This window comes from Amphritea pacifica (assembly GCF_016924145.1).
In the GTDB taxonomy this organism is placed as follows: Bacteria; Pseudomonadota; Gammaproteobacteria; order Pseudomonadales; family Balneatricaceae; genus Amphritea; species Amphritea pacifica.
Genome location: NZ_JAFFZO010000003.1, coordinates 135,376 through 154,597, shown reverse-complemented (window position 1 = coordinate 154,597; position 19,222 = coordinate 135,376). Strand labels below are relative to the sequence as shown.

20 protein-coding genes are annotated in these 19,222 nt (G+C 49.9%); 16 read left to right on the top strand and 4 right to left on the bottom strand.

Annotation, left to right across the window (positions count from 1 at the left end; all coding sequences use genetic code 11):
- The first annotated feature begins 21 nt into the window (after positions 1-21).
- From JW499_RS02510 to JW499_RS02460, 11 genes are all read left to right on the top strand, one after another.
- Complete coding sequence (locus JW499_RS02510; RefSeq protein ID WP_205209096.1) at positions 22-807, top strand: enoyl-CoA hydratase-related protein; 786 nt, start codon at positions 22-24, stop codon at positions 805-807.
- Between the two features lie 142 nt (positions 808-949).
- Positions 950-1,696, top strand: coding sequence for an SDR family oxidoreductase (locus tag JW499_RS02505; protein WP_205209095.1), 747 nt, complete (start codon positions 950-952; stop codon positions 1,694-1,696).
- Positions 1,697-1,796: 100 nt separating this feature from the next.
- Positions 1,797-2,459 (top strand): HAD family hydrolase, encoded by a 663-nt coding sequence (locus JW499_RS02500; protein ID WP_205209094.1) that lies wholly within the window; start codon positions 1,797-1,799, stop codon positions 2,457-2,459.
- A 38-nt stretch (positions 2,460-2,497) separates the two neighbouring features.
- Positions 2,498-3,505, top strand: a complete 1,008-nt coding sequence (gene sppA, locus JW499_RS02495; RefSeq protein WP_332874406.1) for a signal peptide peptidase SppA — start codon at positions 2,498-2,500, stop codon at positions 3,503-3,505.
- Between the two features lie 845 nt (positions 3,506-4,350).
- Positions 4,351-4,737: a cupin domain-containing protein gene (locus JW499_RS02490; protein WP_205209093.1), complete on the top strand. Its 387-nt coding sequence runs from the start codon at positions 4,351-4,353 to the stop codon at positions 4,735-4,737.
- Between the two features lie 233 nt (positions 4,738-4,970).
- Positions 4,971-5,645 carry a class I SAM-dependent methyltransferase gene (locus JW499_RS02485; RefSeq protein WP_232846181.1) on the top strand — a complete coding sequence of 225 codons (675 nt, stop codon included), beginning with the start codon at positions 4,971-4,973 and terminating at the stop codon, positions 5,643-5,645.
- 776 nt (positions 5,646-6,421) lie between these two features.
- Positions 6,422-7,261 carry a DUF817 domain-containing protein gene (locus tag JW499_RS02480; protein WP_205209092.1) on the top strand — a complete coding sequence of 280 codons (840 nt, stop codon included), beginning with the start codon at positions 6,422-6,424 and terminating at the stop codon, positions 7,259-7,261.
- A 107-nt stretch (positions 7,262-7,368) separates the two neighbouring features.
- Positions 7,369-9,279 (top strand): bifunctional glutathionylspermidine amidase/synthase, encoded by a 1,911-nt coding sequence (gene gss / locus JW499_RS02475; protein ID WP_232846180.1) that lies wholly within the window; start codon positions 7,369-7,371, stop codon positions 9,277-9,279.
- A 125-nt stretch (positions 9,280-9,404) separates the two neighbouring features.
- Positions 9,405-9,686 (top strand): hypothetical protein, encoded by a 282-nt coding sequence (locus JW499_RS02470; RefSeq protein WP_205209091.1) that lies wholly within the window; start codon positions 9,405-9,407, stop codon positions 9,684-9,686.
- A gap of 57 nt (positions 9,687-9,743) precedes the next feature.
- Positions 9,744-10,289: a GNAT family N-acetyltransferase gene (locus JW499_RS02465; protein WP_205209090.1), complete on the top strand. Its 546-nt coding sequence runs from the start codon at positions 9,744-9,746 to the stop codon at positions 10,287-10,289.
- A gap of 37 nt (positions 10,290-10,326) precedes the next feature.
- Complete coding sequence (locus tag JW499_RS02460) at positions 10,327-10,734, top strand: GFA family protein (protein ID WP_205209089.1); 408 nt, start codon at positions 10,327-10,329, stop codon at positions 10,732-10,734.
- Between the two features lie 137 nt (positions 10,735-10,871).
- Here JW499_RS02460 and JW499_RS02455 read toward each other — a convergent pair whose 3' ends face one another.
- Positions 10,872-13,277 carry a fatty acid cis/trans isomerase gene (locus tag JW499_RS02455; protein ID WP_205209088.1) on the bottom strand — a complete coding sequence of 802 codons (2,406 nt, stop codon included), beginning with the start codon at positions 13,275-13,277 and terminating at the stop codon, positions 10,872-10,874.
- 181 nt (positions 13,278-13,458) lie between these two features.
- On the opposite strand from JW499_RS02455, the gene JW499_RS02450 reads away from it, so the two are divergent.
- The gene (locus JW499_RS02450) at positions 13,459-14,379 is read left to right on the top strand and encodes a cation diffusion facilitator family transporter (protein WP_205209087.1); all 921 of its coding nucleotides are present in this window, start codon (positions 13,459-13,461) and stop codon (positions 14,377-14,379) included.
- Between the two features lie 17 nt (positions 14,380-14,396).
- On the opposite strand, the gene JW499_RS02445 is transcribed toward JW499_RS02450, so the two are convergent.
- From JW499_RS02445 to JW499_RS02435, 3 genes are all read right to left on the bottom strand, one after another.
- On the bottom strand, positions 14,397-14,987 hold the full coding sequence (locus JW499_RS02445) for a YiiX/YebB-like N1pC/P60 family cysteine hydrolase (protein ID WP_205209086.1): 591 nt from the start codon (positions 14,985-14,987) through the stop codon (positions 14,397-14,399).
- Positions 14,988-15,013: 26 nt separating this feature from the next.
- Entirely contained in the window at positions 15,014-15,613 is a 600-nt protein-coding gene (locus JW499_RS02440; protein ID WP_205209085.1) for a YiiX/YebB-like N1pC/P60 family cysteine hydrolase, read from the bottom strand.
- Between the two features lie 103 nt (positions 15,614-15,716).
- Positions 15,717-16,295 (bottom strand): Maf family protein, encoded by a 579-nt coding sequence (locus tag JW499_RS02435; RefSeq protein WP_205209084.1) that lies wholly within the window; start codon positions 16,293-16,295, stop codon positions 15,717-15,719.
- Between the two features lie 121 nt (positions 16,296-16,416).
- Here JW499_RS02435 and JW499_RS02430 point away from each other — a divergent pair, with 121 nt between their 5' ends.
- From JW499_RS02430 to fabD, 4 genes are all read left to right on the top strand, one after another.
- Entirely contained in the window at positions 16,417-16,932 is a 516-nt protein-coding gene (locus JW499_RS02430; protein WP_091358874.1) for a YceD family protein, read from the top strand.
- 18 nt (positions 16,933-16,950) lie between these two features.
- Positions 16,951-17,133, top strand: a complete 183-nt coding sequence (gene rpmF, locus JW499_RS02425; protein WP_091358877.1) for a 50S ribosomal protein L32 — start codon at positions 16,951-16,953, stop codon at positions 17,131-17,133.
- A gap of 2 nt (positions 17,134-17,135) precedes the next feature.
- Positions 17,136-18,167, top strand: a complete 1,032-nt coding sequence (gene plsX / locus JW499_RS02420; protein WP_205209083.1) for a phosphate acyltransferase PlsX — start codon at positions 17,136-17,138, stop codon at positions 18,165-18,167.
- A 108-nt stretch (positions 18,168-18,275) separates the two neighbouring features.
- Positions 18,276-19,208, top strand: coding sequence for an ACP S-malonyltransferase (gene fabD, locus JW499_RS02415; protein WP_205209082.1), 933 nt, complete (start codon positions 18,276-18,278; stop codon positions 19,206-19,208).
- Positions 19,209-19,222: the final 14 nt, after the last annotated feature.

Genomic DNA, 19,222 nt, shown 5'->3' with positions numbered 1-19,222 from the left:
ACTAACGGAAGAGGGTTGGTTATGAGTTATCAATGTATTCTGACGGAAGTCAATCAGGGGGTTGGGATTATTACCCTCAACCGCCCTGAGGTGATGAACGCACTTAATGCGACCCTGTGTCGTGAGGTGGGCGAGGCGGTCGACCGGTTTGAAGCGGATGAGGCCATTGGCTGCATTATTATCACCGGGGGCAGCCAGGTGTTTGCTGCCGGTGCTGATATTAAAGAGATGAAAGATCAGTCGTTTACTGATCTGCACCGTAAAGACTTTCCCCGGGTTCAGCGCGATTGCTGGCGTGCTATTGAGGATGCCCGCAAACCAGTGATTGCTGCCGTTGCCGGGTTTGCGCTGGGTGGTGGTTGTGAGATGACCATGGCCTGCGATTTTATTATTGCCGCTGACACCGCGAAGTTTGGCCAGCCGGAAATTTCGATTGGTACGATGCCGGGTGCCGGAGGGACTCAGCGCCTGACGAAGGCGATCGGTAAGGCCAAAGCGATGGAGATGTGCCTGACCGGTAGAATGATGGATGCCGAAGAAGCGGAACGGGCCAGCCTGGTTGCACGTATCGTTCCGGCAGACACTCTGGCTGAACAGGCACTCAGAACGGCCTCTAAGATCGCTTCGATGTCACAACCTGCGGTGATGCTGATCAAAGAGAGTATTAATATGGCGGTGAGTTGCTCACTGGATGATGGCATGCGTTTCGAGCGCCGGGCATTTGAAGCAACCTTTGCCTTCGAGGACTGCTCAGAAGGGATGAATGCCTTTGCTGAAAAGCGAAAACCGGTCTTCAAAAATCGCTGATATGCATATATTGAAAGCAGAGACTTAAAGGGCAGCCAGACTGCTCTGATAAAGCCGCCGGGTCATTACTCTGGCGGCTTTTGCGTTTCTGGAAAGGTACGGTTTATTTCTATAATTCAGATAAATAGTCAGAGTTAATGCTATGAAATTATTAGGTAAATTAGCCTGGATTACCGGTGCCAGTTCCGGTATCGGTCAGGCCTCTGCGCGGTTGTTAGCCGAAGAAGGTGCCGATCTGGTGATCAGTGCCCGGCGAGATGATCGCCTGCAACAACTGGCCGATGAGATCCGCACACTGGGGCGCACAGTTACCGTGGCAACCGTTGATGTATCTGACCGTCAGAGGATGCAGAGGGTAGGTGAACTGATCACCTCACTGGGCGGTGTCGACATCCTCATCAATAACGCCGGGACCATGCCGATCAGTCCGATTATCAACGGCCGGGTGGATGAGTGGGAGCAGATGATCGACACCAATATCAAAGGGGTGCTGTATGCCATTAACGCAGTCTATCCCGGTATGGCGGAACGTAAACAGGGCCATATTGTCAACATTAGCTCGGTTGCTGCGCGGCTGACCTATCCCAGTGCCGGAGTTTACGCCGGCACCAAGCATGCGGTGCGGGCGATCTCAGACACGTTGCGTAAAGAGGCGATACGCTACGGTGTTCGTGTCACCGATATTCAGCCGGGAGCGGTGGATACCGAACTGCCGGATAGTATCGTTCATGAGAAGATCCGTGCTGCGGTGAAAGAGAATATGTATGGCGAGGGTATGCCCAATCTCCAGCCGGAGGATATTGCTAATGCCATTCTCTATGCGCTGACGCAGCCCGATCACGTGGATGTCAGCGAGTTGCTGATCCGCCCGCTGGTGCAGGAGAATTAAGTGGTTTTGCCAGGCTAATTATCAACCTGAGGTTATCTTTATCGCGTTGTTAACGTAAGATCAGTTTCCAGGTTTACGATTAACAGATTGGATATCTATTTTGTACAAGTTACTAATTTTTGACTGGGATGGCACCATCATCGATTCTGCTGCCCGGATTATTTCCAGTATGCAAAAAGCGGCCCGGGATCTGGATCAGCCAGAGCTGACCGATGATGCGGTGCGTAATATTATCGGACTGGGTTTACCTGAAGCGATTCAGATGTTGATTCCGGGTGTAGATGATGCCGTTATCCCACTGATGCGGGAACGCTATGGCTACTATTATCTCGGGGCTGATGATACCCCTACTGCTCTGTTTGATGGTGTTGAACAGACCCTGATTAACCTTAAGCACAAGGGCTTTCGTCTGGCGGTCGCTACCGGAAAAAGTCGCCGTGGACTGGATCGGGTGTTTGCTGAAACGGGTCTTGAATCTCTGTTCGAAACCTCCCGGTGTGCCGATGAAACCACTTCAAAACCCCATCCCCATATGCTCGAAGAGATTCTAGAGGAAACGGGTTTAAGCCCTGCCGATGCGGTGATGATCGGCGATACGGAATTTGATCTGGAAATGGGTGTCAGAGCGGGTATGGATACGATTGCGGTGAGTTATGGTGCCCATCATATCGACCGGTTGTTGCAGTATAAGCCAGTGTTAGTGATGCATCAGTTTGCAGAGCTGGAAAACTGGCTGACAGAAACATCGCTCAACCGTCCGTAAAATGTAACGTAAATTTCAAACATATTAAGGAGAGCAGCGTGGGCTCAAATCCCTGGGAAGCTGAAGACAGCAAGGAAACAGAAGCAACAGCAAAACCGCACGAGAGCAAAACCAAAGAGTGGCGACTGATTGAGAAAACCATGATGGGGCTGCAGAAAGAGCAGCGTGCCGCTCGTCGCTGGGGAATCTTTTTTAAGCTACTGACCTTTGGTTATCTGTTTGTGATTCTCGGCATCTACCTGTTTGCCGACTCGTTCACCCCGGATATGGGTGAAGGCGGAGAGCATACCGCGGTGGTGCAGGTGAACGGCACCATCGCCGATGGTGAAGATGCCAGTGCCGATAATATTATCGGAGCACTGCGCCGCGCGTTTAAAGATGAGGGGACTAAAGCGGTTATCCTGCGCATCAACAGCCCCGGTGGCAGTCCGGTGCAGTCAGGCTATGTTTACGATGAGGTTAAACGTCTGCGGGCTCTGCACCCAGAGAAAAAAGTCTACGCGGTGATTCTGGATATCGGTGCATCAGGGGCATATTATATCGCCGCCTCTGCCGATGAAATCTACGCCGATAAAGCCAGCCTGGTCGGTTCTATCGGTGTGGTCTCGTCTGGGTTTGGTTTTGTTGATCTGATGGAGAAGGTTGGGGTTGAACGGCGAAACCTGATCTCCGGTGAGAATAAAACCTTCCTGGACCCATTTTCACCTTTAAAAGAAAAAGACCGAGCCTTCTGGCAGACCGTGCTTGATACTACCCATCGGCAATTTATCGAGCAGGTGCGTAAAGGCCGGGGTGACCGTCTGAAAGAGAATGATCAGCTGTTCAGCGGTCTGGTATGGACGGGTGAACAGGCGCTGGATCTCGGTCTGATCGATGGGCTGGGCAGTAGTAGCTATGTGGCCCGGGAGATTGTCGGTGCTGAAAAACTGGTCGATTTCACCCCTAAAGGTACGCCGCTGGAGCAACTGATTGACCGGCTGGGCGTTAGCTTCGGAAAAACCATTGCCACCCAGTTGGGGCTAAACGGCTCAGTTCAACTGCGCTAAGTTAATCCTTTTTTGTTGAAAGCCGCTGCAGAGATGCAGCGGCTTTTTTTTGGTTCTTCGCGAGTTATGGGAAGCCTATAGAAAACGTAGAGCTCTTCACGATTAAGTCCGGTAGGTGCTCCGCCGGACAACAAAAGATTCCTGCAATGAGATCGCTCGCTGTGGAACAGAAAGTGATGTAAAACCACTCTGGCGAGCATCTGATAGTCTGACGTCACGAGCGAAGGCGTAGGAATAAAGGCTTTACCGCAGAGGATGCTGAGAAACGTTACTCATCAGATTTTTTCTATGCTCTCCGTGTTCTCCAGTTTCAGAAGGGCGCTACGCAGATGTGAGTTAATACCTGAAGATAAAACTGCTTATCGCAGAGGACACAGAGAACACTGAGGAAAGATTATTTGGTCTGATCTCTCTGTGCCCTCGGTGTTCTTTGTGGTGAAATCAAAATCAGCCGGTCTTTTTGTTGTCTGTGCAGCATGATTATCATGCGAATCAGTTGATCATGGGCTAAGCTGGGGTAGTTAACTTCATATTTGTTCCTTTCTTACTCTCACAGGAACCGCTTAATCGTTCGCGAACGGGATCTGACTGACCCGGTGCCAGCCGGTCGCAGTCAGCGCCGCATCTACGCGTTTATCATGGAAGAGTTTATAGCGTCCCCGCGGTAACCCGCTGGGTTAAATATTCCCTGGCACTAACAGTTGAGCTAACAGTAGAGCGAACAGTAATAGCAATAGAGCACCGTTTTTGCTTGCCAGGCCTGCGCCTGTATCGCGATTCCGGTGATTTTCCATATCCATCATTATTTACACCGTCACTGATATTGAAACCAAGGGGTAAACCGTATGAGAATCGCTAAAAATGATATCGACGTAAAAATGGAAATTCCCGGTGCTGTGATTCGTCAGCAAACCGGATTTGGTGATGCCACCGGGTTGGGAGAAATCAGTGGAGAATACTTCAGTCTCGCAGCCGGGGTGGATACCACACCTCTGTTTCTGGGGCTGGATGGCGATATGTGCCAGTGTCCGCACTGGGGCTATGTCATCCAGGGCGAACTGACCACCACCGGTGCCGATGGCAAAGAGGAAACGGTCAATACCCATGACCTGTTCTACTGGCCTCCAGGCCATAATGTAAAAGTCACCGCCGATGCTGAGATTGTGATGTTCAGTCCGCAGGACAAACACGGCCATGTAATCAATCATATGATTGAGAAGGTGAGTGGTTGAGCATCTACATCTAAGTACCCTGAATTACAGATTTCTCAACGTTGTCTGAAACACTGAAGGCTCTGTTTCACACACCAAAACACGCCTTGATCGATGGCTGAAGGCGAGGGTCTGTCCATGTGTCATTTTACTCTATACCATAGGGTCAAATCAGTCCGCCAATATGTAAGCGTCTCTTCGCGGATGCAAGTGGCGGGGTTGAGTTTAATCTTTAAAGAAAAGGAGTTTCAGCGTTGCAACTTGAAAGCATTGTCCCCTGGGGGCGTTCTTTAGCAGAGTACAGATCTATGTTTATGCTGTCTGATGCGGACCTGAAAAAGCATATTCTGGGGTGTAGTGATGGCCCTGCGGCGTTTAATGCGGGGCTGAGTGCGCGCGGTGGCCGGGTGGTGTCTGTTGACCCGGTCTACCAGTTCTCAGCGGAGCAAATATGGGCGCAGATCGAGCGGGTATATCCTCAGGTCATGTTACAGATGCAGCAGAACGCTGACCACTATATCTGGGACAGTATCAGCAGCGTCGAAGTGCTTGGAGCCACCCGTATGGATGCAATGCAGCAGTTTCTGGCGGACTTTGAAACGGGCCTTGAAGCAGGGCGATACCTGACCGCTTCACTGCCGGATCTGCCATTCGGAGACCGGCAGTTTGAGCTGGCGCTCTGTTCCCATTTTCTGTTTCTCTATAGTGAGCATTTCTCTCTTGTTCAGCATATTGAAAGTATGCGGGAACTCTGCCGTGTCGCCGAAGAGGTGCGGGTGTATCCGTTACTGACACTGGATGGCAAACCATCAGATTATCTGCCTGCGGTCCGGGAGGCACTATCCACCGAGGGTATTGAGACGTGCCTTCAGACCGTCGACTACCAGTTTCAGAAGGGCGCGACACAGATGTTAATTGCTCGTGCCTGAGTTAATTCCTGAAGATAAAAGCCGTTTACCACAGAGGGTGCAGAGAACACAGAGGAAAGGTTCCTTGGTCGGATCTTTCTGTGCTCTTGGTGTTCTCTGTGGTGAAATCATAACTAGCCGTCCGTTAAACTGTCTGTCGATGAGTTCCGGTTGCTCTGGCATTGAAGGTAGAAGCTTTTTTACCACCGAGGACACTGAGTACACAAAGGAAGGGCGAAAAATTCCAGCATATGAGTTTTCTCTGTGCCCTCGGTGTTCTCTGTGGTGAAATCATAACTAGCCGTCCGTTAAACTGTCTGTCGATGAGTTCCGGTTGTTCTGGCTTTGAAGGTAGAAGCTTTTTTACCACCGAGGACACTGAGTACACAAAGGAAGGGCGAAAATTCCAGCATATGAGTTTTCTCTGTGCCCTCGGTGTTCTCTGTGGTGAAATCATAACTAGCCGTCCGTTAAACTGTCTGTCGATAAGTTCCGGCTGCTCTGGCTTTGAAGATAGAAGCTTTTTAACCATCGAGGACACTGATTACACAAAGGAAGGGCGAAAATTCCAGCATATGAGTTTTCTCTGTGCCCTCGGTGTCCTCTGTGGTTATATCAAAAGAAGCTAAAGGAAAACTCGAAAGCTATAACGTGTAACGAATAGTTCCGGCTGTTCAGGCTTTGTACACCTTCAAAAACAGATAGTCTTTACTCCTGAGGCTGCTGAGAAAAGATATGAGCTTTCTCTGTAGGCTTGGAGTCCTCTGAAGAGATAGCAACATGAGCAGCCAGGCAATATGAACGGTAAACACTTTATCCATGAGTTCTGGCTGTTCGGGGTTAAACAGGCATATGCCTCAATTTTTGGTGGTTTTCTGTTGGGGGTGATGATTGTTACCCGGCTATGGTATCCGCTAGAAAGCCTGCACCGTTATGATTTTATCTTTCTCGCGGCCATCGCTTTTCAACTTTTTTTGTTAGCCTTTAAGCTGGAAACGTTGCGTGAGTCGGTTGTTATTATTGTGTTTCATTTTGTAGCGACCCTGATGGAACTCTTCAAAACGTCCGATGCTATCGGGTCCTGGGTTTACCCCGAAGAGTATCTCTTTGGGATTGGCAATGTCCCGCTGTTTACCGGCTTTATGTATAGCGCTGTGGGCAGCTATATCGCCCGTATCTGGCGAATCTTCGAGTTTGAGTATTCCAGCTATCCGTCAAAATGGTTGACTGTTCTGCTGGTAATTCTGGTCTATGCGAACTTCTTCAGCCATCACTACATCTGGGATATGCGCTGGCTGCTGTTGGGAGTCACAGTTGCGCTGTTTTATAAGACCGATATCTATTTCAGGGTTCGTAAAACCCACCGCAAGATGCCGATCCTGCTGGGCTGGTTGCTGGTCGCGCTGTTTATCTGGTTTGCTGAGAATATCGCCACCTATGCCAATATCTGGATCTACCCCAATCAGGTTGACGAGTGGCGTATGGTGCCTGTCGCCAAGCTCAGCTCATGGTTTTTACTGATGTTGCTCAGTTTCGTGCTGGTGTCGATCATCAATACCATTCACATACGCTCACCTGAGCCCCGCGTTGCATCTTTGGCCAATTCAAAAGGCCGCGTGATTCATAAATCTGATTAATCTGTCTGCCACTTTTTTTGTGGCGGCACTGATTATTTCGGCGTAGATTCGCAAGGTGAAGAGCGTCACTGTGGCGCATCTCTGAAGTTATGGTCCTGGTTGGTATTATGAGCTATATGAGTGACAACGCGGGTAAGGCGCTTGAGCCTTTTGGTACTTTGCTGGGATATGCTCCAGGTGGCGTCCCCGCTTATTCTTCAGATTACCATACCGCGTCAGATATTGAGTACCCAAAGCGAACGTCCTATCGCAGTTATTATGACGGCATCTATATGGGGTATAAGTGGCAGTGTGTCGAGTTTGCCCGGCGCTGGATCTATATCAATAAAGGCTACATCTTCGATGATGTAGCGATGGCTTACGATATTTTTGAGTTGCGCACAGTGCGTGATGTTAAGGCCAACACGCTGTTGCCCTTAAACGCATTTTCGAATGGCAGCCAGCGTCATCCGGAAGCGGGTTGTCTGCTGATCTGGAAAGAGGGTGGTGAGTTTGAAGATACCGGACATGTCGCGGTTGTTACCGAAGTGACGCCGGGCTATGTCCGTATTGCTGAGCAGAATGTTGGTCATGGCCGCTGGGCTGCTGGCTGTGATTATGCCCGTGAGCTGAACGCGGTGGTGACTGAGGAGGGGGAGTACTGGATTACCTGTTCCTACGGTGATGCTGAGATTCTCGGTTGGATGATTCAGACCGATGATTCCCGCTTCGCCGAACCAACTGTAACACCTGACCCTCAATTGAGCTGCATTAACAGCCGCCGGGTTGATAACCCCGCCGCAAAGAAAAAATCCTGGCTGAATATTGCCAACCGCGACGAAGCGGCGTTTGTTAAAGCGATGGGCGGGCATTACCTTACCAACCAGCCATCTGAACAGGATCGTTATCTGGTGCTGTCCCGCACCACACAGCAGCGACTGGAACATGCCAGTAATGAACTGCATGGACTCTTTATGCACGCCACCGAATATGTCTTGTCCGATGATGCCCTGCTGGCGAAATTCAATCTGCCGGGTGCGGTGCTGCCAAAAATACGTCAGTCCTGGGATAACCGTCTGAATGAGGTGATCACCAGCCGCTTTGACTTTGCCCTGACGCAACAGGGGTTAAAGGTATACGAATATAACTGTGACTCAGCGTCATGTTATATGGAAGCGGGCAAAGTGCAGGGGAAGTGGCTGAACCATTTTGGTGCCACCGAGGGGGAAAATGGCGGTAAAGATCTGTTTGCCGATCTGGTGCGGGCGTGGAAAAAAAGCCATGCCAAAGGGCTGGTGCATATTTTGAGAGATGATGATCCTGAAGAGGTCTATCATGCACTGTTTATGCAAGATGCGATTCGTGCCGCGGGGCTGCGTAGCAAGATAATAGAGGGGCTTGATGGGCTGAGCTGGGATGCAAAAGACAAGATTATTGATGCCGCGGGAGAGCCCGTACAGTGGGTCTGGAAAACCTGGGCCTGGGAAACCGCGCTGGATCAGATTCGCGATGAACTCGAGGTCACAGGTCAACAACCAGAGGTCTATGAACCGGGCAGAAAACTGGACAAGCCGCTGCAGCTGTCGGATGTGTTGTTTCACAAACAGGTTATGGTGTTTGAGCCTCTCTGGTCACTGATACCCAGTAATAAGGCGATTCTGCCGGTGTTATGGTCGTTGTTTCCCAATCATCCGTTACTTTTGAATGCTTCTTTCGAGCTGACCGATGAACTAACTGCCAGCGGCTATGTGGCTAAGCCGATTGTAGGGCGCTGTGGTGCCAATATCTCCCTGTTTAATAAAGATTCAGAGCTGATTGAGTCGACTGTGGGTGGCTTTGGCGAACAGGATAAAGTCTACCAGCAGTTTTTTCAGCTGCCGCAGCTTGATGGCTTTTATACCCAGATATCAACCTTTATGTCTGCCGGGGTCTATTCGGGTAGTGGTATGCGGGTAAGCGAGTCACGGGTCATTGATAAAGACAGTGATTGTCTGGCTTTACAGTTTATCTCCGATAAGCAGTTTTTAGCGGGCAGTTAGCTTGTCATTAAACCGGTTTCATCTTGTCGGGTTGAGGGGCAATATATAACAGAATCCGTTCCGGGCAGACTGGAGCAAATATATGTCACAAATATATTCTGACGTGTTTAACACAAGGGTGTGGTATGAATCTGGATAAAGCGAGAAAGCGGATCGAGAAGCATGTGAAGAAAGGTTTCAGGGGGTATCCGATGATCTCTCTGTGTTATTCAGGAGAAACGACAGAGTGTGCAACACAGGTTGTGATTCAGTTTATTGCTGCAGAGGGCGCTGAACCCCAGGAACAGCGGTTTGCCGCAAAAACGGATATCAGGAAAGATGAAGTTATGCAGACCACGCTATTGAAAATCATTGAACGGGCTGAGGCAAATACGGTCACAGAATCAGAGGTGATTGCGGTTAGTTAGCAAACCCCGGATGCCTGGCAGATACCGCCTCGCGTACAATCAAAAGGAGTGATCGATATGACAGGAATCTATCTTCAGCCCACGCTGACCGGTAAGTTGATAACCCTTCGACCGCTGCTGGACGAAGATTTTGAGTCTCTTTATGAGGCCGCCTCGGACCCCGTCATCTGGGCAATGCATCCAGACTCCCTTCGCTACGAGCGGGATATTTTTGAGCAGCGTTTTTTTAATGGCGCGATCAGTAGTGGCGGCGCCCTGGCTGTGATTGATAACCGCACGGCCAGGATGATCGGTTCTTCCCGTTTCTATGACTGGAATCCTGAGCAGCGTGAGGTTGCGATAGGCTTTACTTTTATTGAGCAGGCTTATTGGGGCAAGGGCGTTAATACCGAGATGAAAGCGCTGATGCTGAATCATATTTTTGAGTATGCTGATACTGTCTGGTTTCATATTGCGGAGGAGAATATCCGCTCGGTAAAAGCCGTTGAAAAGCTTGGGGCAATCTACTCACATAAAGAGAATAAAGCGGTTGAAGACAAACCGTTTGTGCAGCTGTATTACACGCTGACACTCCCTGCTTATCGCAAGGCTTGCGGGGCGTAGGTGATTTTATTAATTGATGACAAACAGGGTGAACAGTATGACCTATCCAATTGAGGGTTCTTGCCAGTGTGGTGGCGTTAAGTATCGGTTGTTAGCAGCGCCGCAGATGGTTGTAGCCTGTCATTGCAAAGAGTGCCAGAAACTCTCAACCAGTGCTTTCAGTATCACCGCCATGGTAAATGCGTCTGATCTGGAGTTTGAAGGTGAGATGGCTGAATGGAGCCGCTTAGCGGACAGCGGCAACACCAGTGGCGCTAAATTTTGTCCGACCTGTGGTAACCGGATCTATCATTTTAATCCCGCTGAGCCGGATAAGATTAAACTGAAACCATCGAATCTGTCCGATACCAGTATTATTAATCCTGTCGCCCATGTCTGGGTGAGTGAAAAGCAGGATTGGTTTACCATCCCGGAAGGTGTGAAAGTGTTTGATAAACAACCATAAGACGGACGTAGATGCCGTTTTAACCAGCTGACAGGCGTTTCACTTTTAAGGTCCGATGTAGAATCCAATCTCCCGCTATGTGGGCGATTGGATCTCCATATACGCGCGGGTTCGCAATCATCTTTCCCCGAGTGTGCTTACCAGTGCCCGTAGCGGTTCATATCATATACACCGGCTTCCAGCGGGTTAGTTGCCTGCATATAGTCGGTGAAACTGTGAAATACCTGCCAGAATTGCGGGTTCATTCGTCCGACTCCCCAGCGTTGTACAAACTGGTTGAACGATCGCTTTGAATCAATGTTGCTGAACGATGTGACAAAATCATCCAGTTGTGACACATCCAGTTGCAGGATCAGGTTGGGATAGCTGCCAACTGGCTCTGGCAGAATGGTCAGCGTATCGAGATCTTCCTGATAACGTAACGATTCACCCAGCAAATAGGCAACACTGCTGTGACGACGGTTGCGCAGCAGGGTATAGGCCAGAAAGGGTTTAGCGGCATGCTGTAAGCCATCACCCTGAACAGAATTGATACGCACAAATGTGGCTTCAGGTAACCACTTTATTCCCGCTAATGTCGACGCCGGTTTTGCTGCGATGCTGCGCAAAGCTATGCTGGCCTGAGTTGCAGCTGACCGGGTTGGCGGATCATTACAGGCGTTGCAGCGATTGATGCTATCCTCTGCGCTGGTGAGTGTCGGATACCTGTGCATCAAGATTTGCAGTAACTCCTCTTTAGGTTTGGTACTGCTGTAGGTGATGTCACTGGGTGTCTGGCTATCCAGATCATGGTAGGTGATTTTTGCCTTAATTTTAGCGCTGGCCTGGTACCAGTCCGAGTAGATCGCCTGGCGTGAGGCGGCGGGCATGAAACGCAGAAAGTTAGTCTCTGAGCCGTTGCGGATCAGGTCAAAATAGAGGCGCGTCTGTGCCTGATGGGACACACTGCCAAACACATCAAAATTAACCACCAGCTCATAATAGGTTCTTTCCAGCAGGGGATAGCCCATCACCCAGGCGGTAAGGGGGATCTCGCCCTGCCAGCCGCTGGTCACCGATGCGCTGTTGTGATGGCGGAATACGGTTAAAAAAGCGTTGTCATTGGTTTGATCACCATCCCAGATATGCTGCAGTGCTGCGCCGGATGGGTATGCCTGCTGATAGGCTTTCTGACGCAAGTCCAGATAGGTGTTGCGGTCATTATTATAATTAAACCACTGGCTGCCAAAATCCAGCAGCGAACTCTTCTCCCCCGGCAGGCCAAGATAGTCATTCACCGATGATTGGTACTGGGGATTGTTGCTGTAGAGCTCAAACCCGGGGTCTTCAAACATTACCCAGAACTGGTCACGGATAACGTTGGTGGCGATCTGTCCACGGCACACAGGCCCCCGGATAAAGTTTCTGACAAAGAAACGGGCATCATTGAGTAGAAAGCGGTATCGCAGCTTTGCGGGAATCGCCGCAAACGTGATAAAAGGATTAGACCTTTCCTCATAGCCATAACCGGGCAGGGTTTCGACATTCCAGTCTGCGCTGGAAAATAGCTGCTGGTAGTGTTCGAGTCGGTCGGCATCAAAACGGTAGGTGATATGCGTTTTATGGACGATGGTCCCGGGCACAGGTATCAGTCGATAATAGAACGGCTGCTCAGGATCATCGTTAGGCCGCACCGTAGGCACAATCACAGCTTTATTTCCCGGGGGCGTAAAAGAGCGTATCAGTTGGTAGAACGCTGGCGTGGAATTGCCTGACTGATCTGCACGGGTCAGATACAGGTGCCCGAGAAACAGGTGTTCGTAGAGATAGCGGGATAACAGCCTTGAACGTTTATCGCTCTGGTTTAACCAGCTTTCCCAGCGCTTGATCATCAACTGGTCGGTGTCACTGAGGGTGATCGGCTGAGAGTCTATTTTTGCTCCCTGCTTTAGCCAGGTCGATAGCGTCTTAAACTCTTGTTTATCCAGACCAGAGACTGCCAGTGGCATCCCTCCATGGGGAAACTTCTCAGCATAATCATTAAACTCGCCTGGGGCGGGGCAAGAGTTAACCCGATCAAAACCGAGCTGAATTGTATCCGGCACTTTGGTGTTAAGCGGCAGAGGGTTGCTTTGCCCGAGGTCCAACATCTGCTGCATCAGTGGCAGGGTGGTTTGATCCTCTTCGTGAACGTATTCGGATAATACTGAGTAGAAGCCTTTATTCCGCCACTCCTGCGCGGTCTGAGCATCAATATAGAGGCGGGTTGGCGAGGCATCCTTAAGTCTGCCGCCATCGTACACCTGGCGTTTTGAGGCACCACGTTCAACACCATGCCATGACTCCATCTTCAGCTGGCAGGGCGCATCATAACATGAGTGGCATGCCAGGCATTTGTTGTCCAGGATCGGTTTGACGTTGTTGACGAAGCTGTAGGTTTGAGTCTCTGCAATAACCCGTGGCTTAACCTGTTCTTCCGGCTGCTGATAACCGGGAAGCAAGAAGATAATGCTGGCGACAAGAATAACGCTGGCGTAGATTCTTCCCTGTACTGGTTTTTTCATGCGCTACTTTATGTCACTCTAATCGAATAGACAGATTAACAAATACGGGCATTACTTCAACAGGTTACCAGCGCCCATATTCTTGCGGAGTAATTGACAAAAGCCAGTCACTAAACGGCTTTATCTTTTTGCCGCGTTTTTTATAAGCTTATTTAGTTCAACAGACATGTTGAGGAGTTGTATGAGTCACCATCACAGTCATCACCCGGGCCATAGTCATCAGGTTACCGATTACAACCGGGCATTTGCCATTGGCATCGTCCTTAACCTTATGTTTGTGGTGATTGAAGTCATCTATGGGGTGTTGTCAGAATCGCTGGCACTGATCGCAGATGCAGGACACAATCTCAGCGATGTATTCAGTCTGATACTGGCGTGGGGAGCCAGTTTTCTTGCCAGAAAAGCAGCCACTGAAAAGCGTACCTATGGCTTGCGTAAGGCAACGGTAATGGCCTCACTGGCCAGTGCTATTCTATTACTTATCGCCCTTGGAGGTATTGCCTGGGAGGCGGTAGGACGCTTTAGCAATCCGACTCCGGTTGGGGGCATGACGGTGATTGTGGTGGCCGCGATCGGTGTGGTGATCAATACACTGACAGCACTGCTGTTTTTCAGCGGGCAGAAAGATGATCTGAACATTAAAGGTGCTTTTCTGCATATGGCAGCCGATGCGGTGGTCTCCCTCGGGGTGGTGATCGCTGGCCTGTTTATTCTGTTTAAAGGCTGGCTGTGGATCGACCCGGTCATCAGTCTTATCATCGTTGCCGTTATTCTGGTTGGCACATGGGGGCTGCTTAAGGATTCGATGAACTATGCTCTGGATGCAGTGCCGGATAGTGTCGATATCCCCGCCTTAAAGCAATACCTCAATGGCCTGGAATCAGTGGAGCGTATTCATGATCTGCATGTCTGGCCTTTAAGTACCACGGAGATCGCGCTGACCGTTCATCTGGTAGTCAGTGATAGCAAGCTTGATAACCGCTTTTTGTGTGATCAGCAGCAATATCTTCATGATCATTTTGGCATAGCGCATTCCACGATACAGATTGAATCCTCTACGGAGGAACAAAACTGTATGCTGGATAATTTTACACCGCCCTGAATACGGCTGAGTAGTATTTAGCCAACCGTAGAGTAAACGGTGATTAGCTGTGGATCATTAATCTGGCTGGCCGGGGTTAACGTTCGGCGTTGCCAGGGTACCGAACCAAAGTACCATAGATACCATAAGCCTGAAGATGCCTGTGGGTTTTGATTTATCAGTGTTTCAAGCGTGAGAATTTGGCCCAGCTTAACGCCGGTTGCTTCTTTATATATCAGGTAGACAAGCTTCGAACAGAAGAGACGATCCGAGTCGAAATCGAAGCCGGAATGGTAAAGCTTGCCAATATGCTTTTCTGTTAGCTGTTTAAGTTTTCCGACCTGTTTTTCGGTTAAGGGTTGTTTCAGGCGACGGACCATGATTTGTTCGTCCCGGGTGCGCTGGATAAACTTTCTTAAAGGTGTTTTACAGACGAAAGGGACTTTGCTTTCTACAACCATCCATTGATTGTTTTCTTTAAGAACAAATCCTACGTGAGAGCTCCAGCTACCGGTTTCTCTGGCGACTTGCCGGCAGACCAACAGGTCGATTGAAGAGAAGATAATATCTCCCTCTTTAAGCAGGTTGTTAACCTGAACAGAGAGCTGATCGTTATTTATTTTTTTCATTGCCTGAATCCTCCCTGAAGCCTGATTTATAAGGTACAAAATACTGTATTTAACTGCGGATCATTAATCTGGCTGGCCGGAGTGAGTGTCTGACGTTTCCAGGGAATAAATCCCACAAACCAGCAGCGCCAGAATCTCACTGAAGCCTGAGGATTTTCCTGCAGCAGTTGCTCAAGTGTTTGTGCCTTGCCCAGTTCAATACCTAAGGCATCTTTATAAACCAGATGGACAAACTTAGAGCAGAACTGACGTTCGGAATCTAAATCGAATCCCAGATGGTATAGCGTCGTTGGGAGTGTTGCGGACAGTTTATCTGCCGATTGTTTCAACTGCTCAAGCTCTGTTGCTGAAAGGGGCTGCTTCAGGCGGCGAATCATCACTTCACCGTTGCAGGTGCGACTGAGAAATTTACGCAATGGGGTTTTGCTGACAAACGGGACTTTGCTTTCAATTACCAGCCACTGGTCATTTTCTTTAATGGCAAAACCTACATGCGAACACCAGCTTCCAGTGCCCTTGGCAACCTGCTTGTAAAGGAAAGCATCGATGGAGATAAACAGTAGATCGCCCTCCTGTAGGGCAGAAGCGACCTGTTGTTCCAGCGTGTTAAGGTTAGCGTTTTTCATGTTCAACTCCGTGATTACCTGTTTCGATGGAGTTGATTCTCTGAGATAAGAGGTGTTTCATGAACTTAGTGGTGAAAAGTATCGTATTGTAATACTCAGCGGTTTAGATAACGTTGATTCCCTGGTTTTCCAGCATTCTGATCAGGCGAATCAGCGGCAGGCCGATCAGGGCGTTAGGATCATCCCCCTCCAGTTTTTCAAACAAAGCGATCCCCAGTCCTTCAGATTTAAAGCTGCCGGCACAGTTATAGGGTTGCTCTGCTGTAAGATAGTTTTCAATCATTGTCGGTGTCAGGTGTCGAAAGTAGACATGAAACGGAATCACATCCGTTTCACAGCTACCGGTTTGGCTGTTCAGCAGTGAGAGTCCGGTCAGGAAGGTAATCTTCTTTCCAGATGCCTCACGCAGTTGCTGACAGGCGTTGTCAAAGCTTCCAGGTTTGCCAATCGTTTTACCGTTGATAATAGCGGTCTGGTCTGAACCGATAATCAGTGCATCGGGGTAATCCGTCTGCAACGCTTCTGCTTTTTCTCGGGCAAGCCGGGCAACATAGTGTTGTGGTGTTTCAGAATCTAAACGTGTTTCATCAATATCGGGAGAAACCGCTTCGTAAACAATATTGAGTTTATCCAGAATCGCTTTTCTGAAAGGTGAACTGGATGCCAGAATCAGCCGGGACATACCTGATTTTCTCCAAATAGTGAGCGGTTGCGATAAGGTGCAGATATTAGCCTGTTTTTTTCGCTTTTAAAGCCTTATTTCCTTTGACAGACTGGTTTTTGATCCCTAGAATTGCGCGCTTATGTCGAACGCCCCATTACCAAAGAAAATTGACCCGCGTAAGCTTGCTGATCGGGGAGTACGGATTGAAGGTGACGCTGAGCTTGCTCTGCTGCCAAATCTGGTCACAATGCTGACTGATTCGCAGGGCAGGGTTGCTGTTGATCTGCAGTTTGATCTTGATGAACTGCGTATCCGTACAATAAAAGGCACTGCTGTCACTCAGGTGAAAATGGCCTGTCAGCGCTGTCTTGAGCCAGTTGAGATCGACATCGAAGCGAAGTTCAATTTGGCTATTGCTCCCACTGAGGAGCATGCAAAGAATCTACCCAGGTACTATGATCATCTGATTGTAGCGGGAGATGAGCTGGAGTTGTTGCCGATGGTGGAAGAGGAGCTGATTCTAACGCTTCCGATTGTGCCATTTCATGACGATTGCAGTGTGCAGACTTCCTTCGGTGAAGCGGCTACGACTGACAATGAAACTGATAAACCGAACCCTTTCAGTGTATTAGCCTCACTGAAGGCTGATAAGTGAAATAGGAGCTATATACCCATGGCAGTACAAAAGAGCAAAGTAACTCGTTCACGTCGCGGACAGCGTCGTTCACACGATGCACTGGGCAACCCAACTCTTTCCGTAGAAGCAACTACTGGTGAAACTCACCGTCGTCACCACGTAAGTGCTGACGGTTTCTACCGTGGTAAGCAGGTTGTTGCACAGCAAGACGACGAGTAAACTTGTCTGACAGCATTTGCATCGCCATAGACGCGATGGGCGGGGACTTCGGTCCCCGCGTTGTTATTCCTGCCTCAGTAGACGCCCTGAAGCGTCACCCCCGCTTGACCCTGCAACTGATTGGTCAACAAGCTGTTCTTGCACCTCTGCTTGCTGACTCTCTGAAAAAACGCTCCGATAAAAGCCTCGTTTCTCGTATCTCGATTATTGATGCAGAGAATGTTATCGCCAATGATGAGCGGCCCTCTCATGCACTGCGTAAGCGTCGTGACACCTCTATGTATCGCGCCATCACGCAGGTGGCGGAAGGTCGGGCGCAGGCTTGTGTGAGTGCCGGTAATACCGGGGCGCTGATGGCGCTAGGGCGCTTTACGCTTAAAATGCTTCCGGGGATCGATCGCCCGGCTATCATTACCGCCATTCCATCCGTTAACGGCGTCAGCTATATGCTGGACCTGGGGGCAAATGTCGATTGCAGCGCCGAACACCTGCTGCAGTTTGCAATTATGGGGTCGGTGATGACCCGTGCCGTTGAAGGAATTGAGGAGCCTCGCATCGGGCTGCTCAATGTCGGCGCTGAAGAGATTAAGGGGAATGAACAGGTTAAACTGGCTTCCCGGCTGATACGTGAGCATGGCGGCCTGAACTACATTGGCTTTATCGAAGGTGACGATATCTTTACCGGTAAGGTGGATGTCGTGGTCTGTGATGGTTTTGTTGGCAATATCGCGCTCAAAAGCAGTGAAGGGGTTGCACGCCTCATCGGTCGTCAACTGCGTCTGAGTTTTGCCCGCTCGCTGTGGCGTAAAATAATGGCGGTGCTTGTCGGGCCTGTGCTGGAAGAGATACGCGCCCATATTGATCCGGCGCGTCGCAATGGTGCAAGCCTGCTGGGGTTGCAGGGGATCGTTGTGAAGAGTCATGGCTCGGCTAATCGACAGTGCTTTGGCTATGCGATTGATCAGGCTGTTGCGGAGGTCCGAATGGATGTTCCAGGCAGTATCAATCGCCAGCTGGAATCTCAGATCAGCTGAAGCAGGGCGGAAATATTTGATCTATAAGACAAACGTTTTAATTCATCGCGAATCCTGTAAACTACGACCTTTAAATTGTTATGCGTTTATCTGTACATTGAGGTAACAATGCCACAATCCCTCGCTTTTGTTTTTCCCGGTCAGGGCTCTCAGCACCTGGCAATGCTGGCCGAACTGGCCGCCGAACACTCTGTTATTCAGGAAACTTTCGCTGAAGCATCTGAGGTTCTTGGATATGATCTATGGGCGCTGACCCAGAATGGTCCCGAAGAGGATCTGAATCAGACTGATCGTACGCAGCCCGCACTACTCACTGCTGGAGTTGCCCTCTGGCGTTTGTGGCAGCAGCAGGGGGGTAAGTCGCCTGCGCTGATGGCAGGGCATAGTCTGGGTGAGTATACAGCGCTGGTTTGTGCAGGTGCTATCGGCTTTACAGATGCGGTAAACCTTGTCCGGTTGCGGGGCGAGTTTATGCAGCAGGCGGTTCCGGCAGGCACTGGTGCAATGGCTGCTATTCTCGGTCTTGCCGATGATGCTATTCAGGCGGCCTGTGAAGCGGCTGCCGCTGACGAGGTTGTTTCCCCGGTAAACTTTAACTGTCCGGGGCAGGTTGTGATTGCGGGCAATAAAGCCGCAGTTGAGCGTGCTATTGAAGGTTGTAAGGCTGCGGGAGCCAAGCGGGCGATACCTCTGCCGGTCAGTGTTCCCTCGCACTGTGTGCTAATGAAGCCAGCCGCTGAGCAGATGGCTGCTGAGCTGCAAAAAATATCAGTGCAGATGCCTGCTATTCCGGTAGTCCAGAACTTTACTGCGAAATCGCCTGAGAGTGTTGATGAGCTGATCGCAAATCTGCTGGCGCAGCTATATAGCCCTGTTTTATGGACAGACTCGGTGCAGAATATGATAGAGCAGGGTATTGAGAGCACCGTAGAGTGCGGCCCTGGTAAAGTGTTATCCGGGCTTAATAAGAAAGTTCAACGCACCCTGACGGTTGCTGCGATCAACGATCCTGCGGGTCTTGAGAAGGCGCTGAGCGCCTGATCTCTGAAATATAG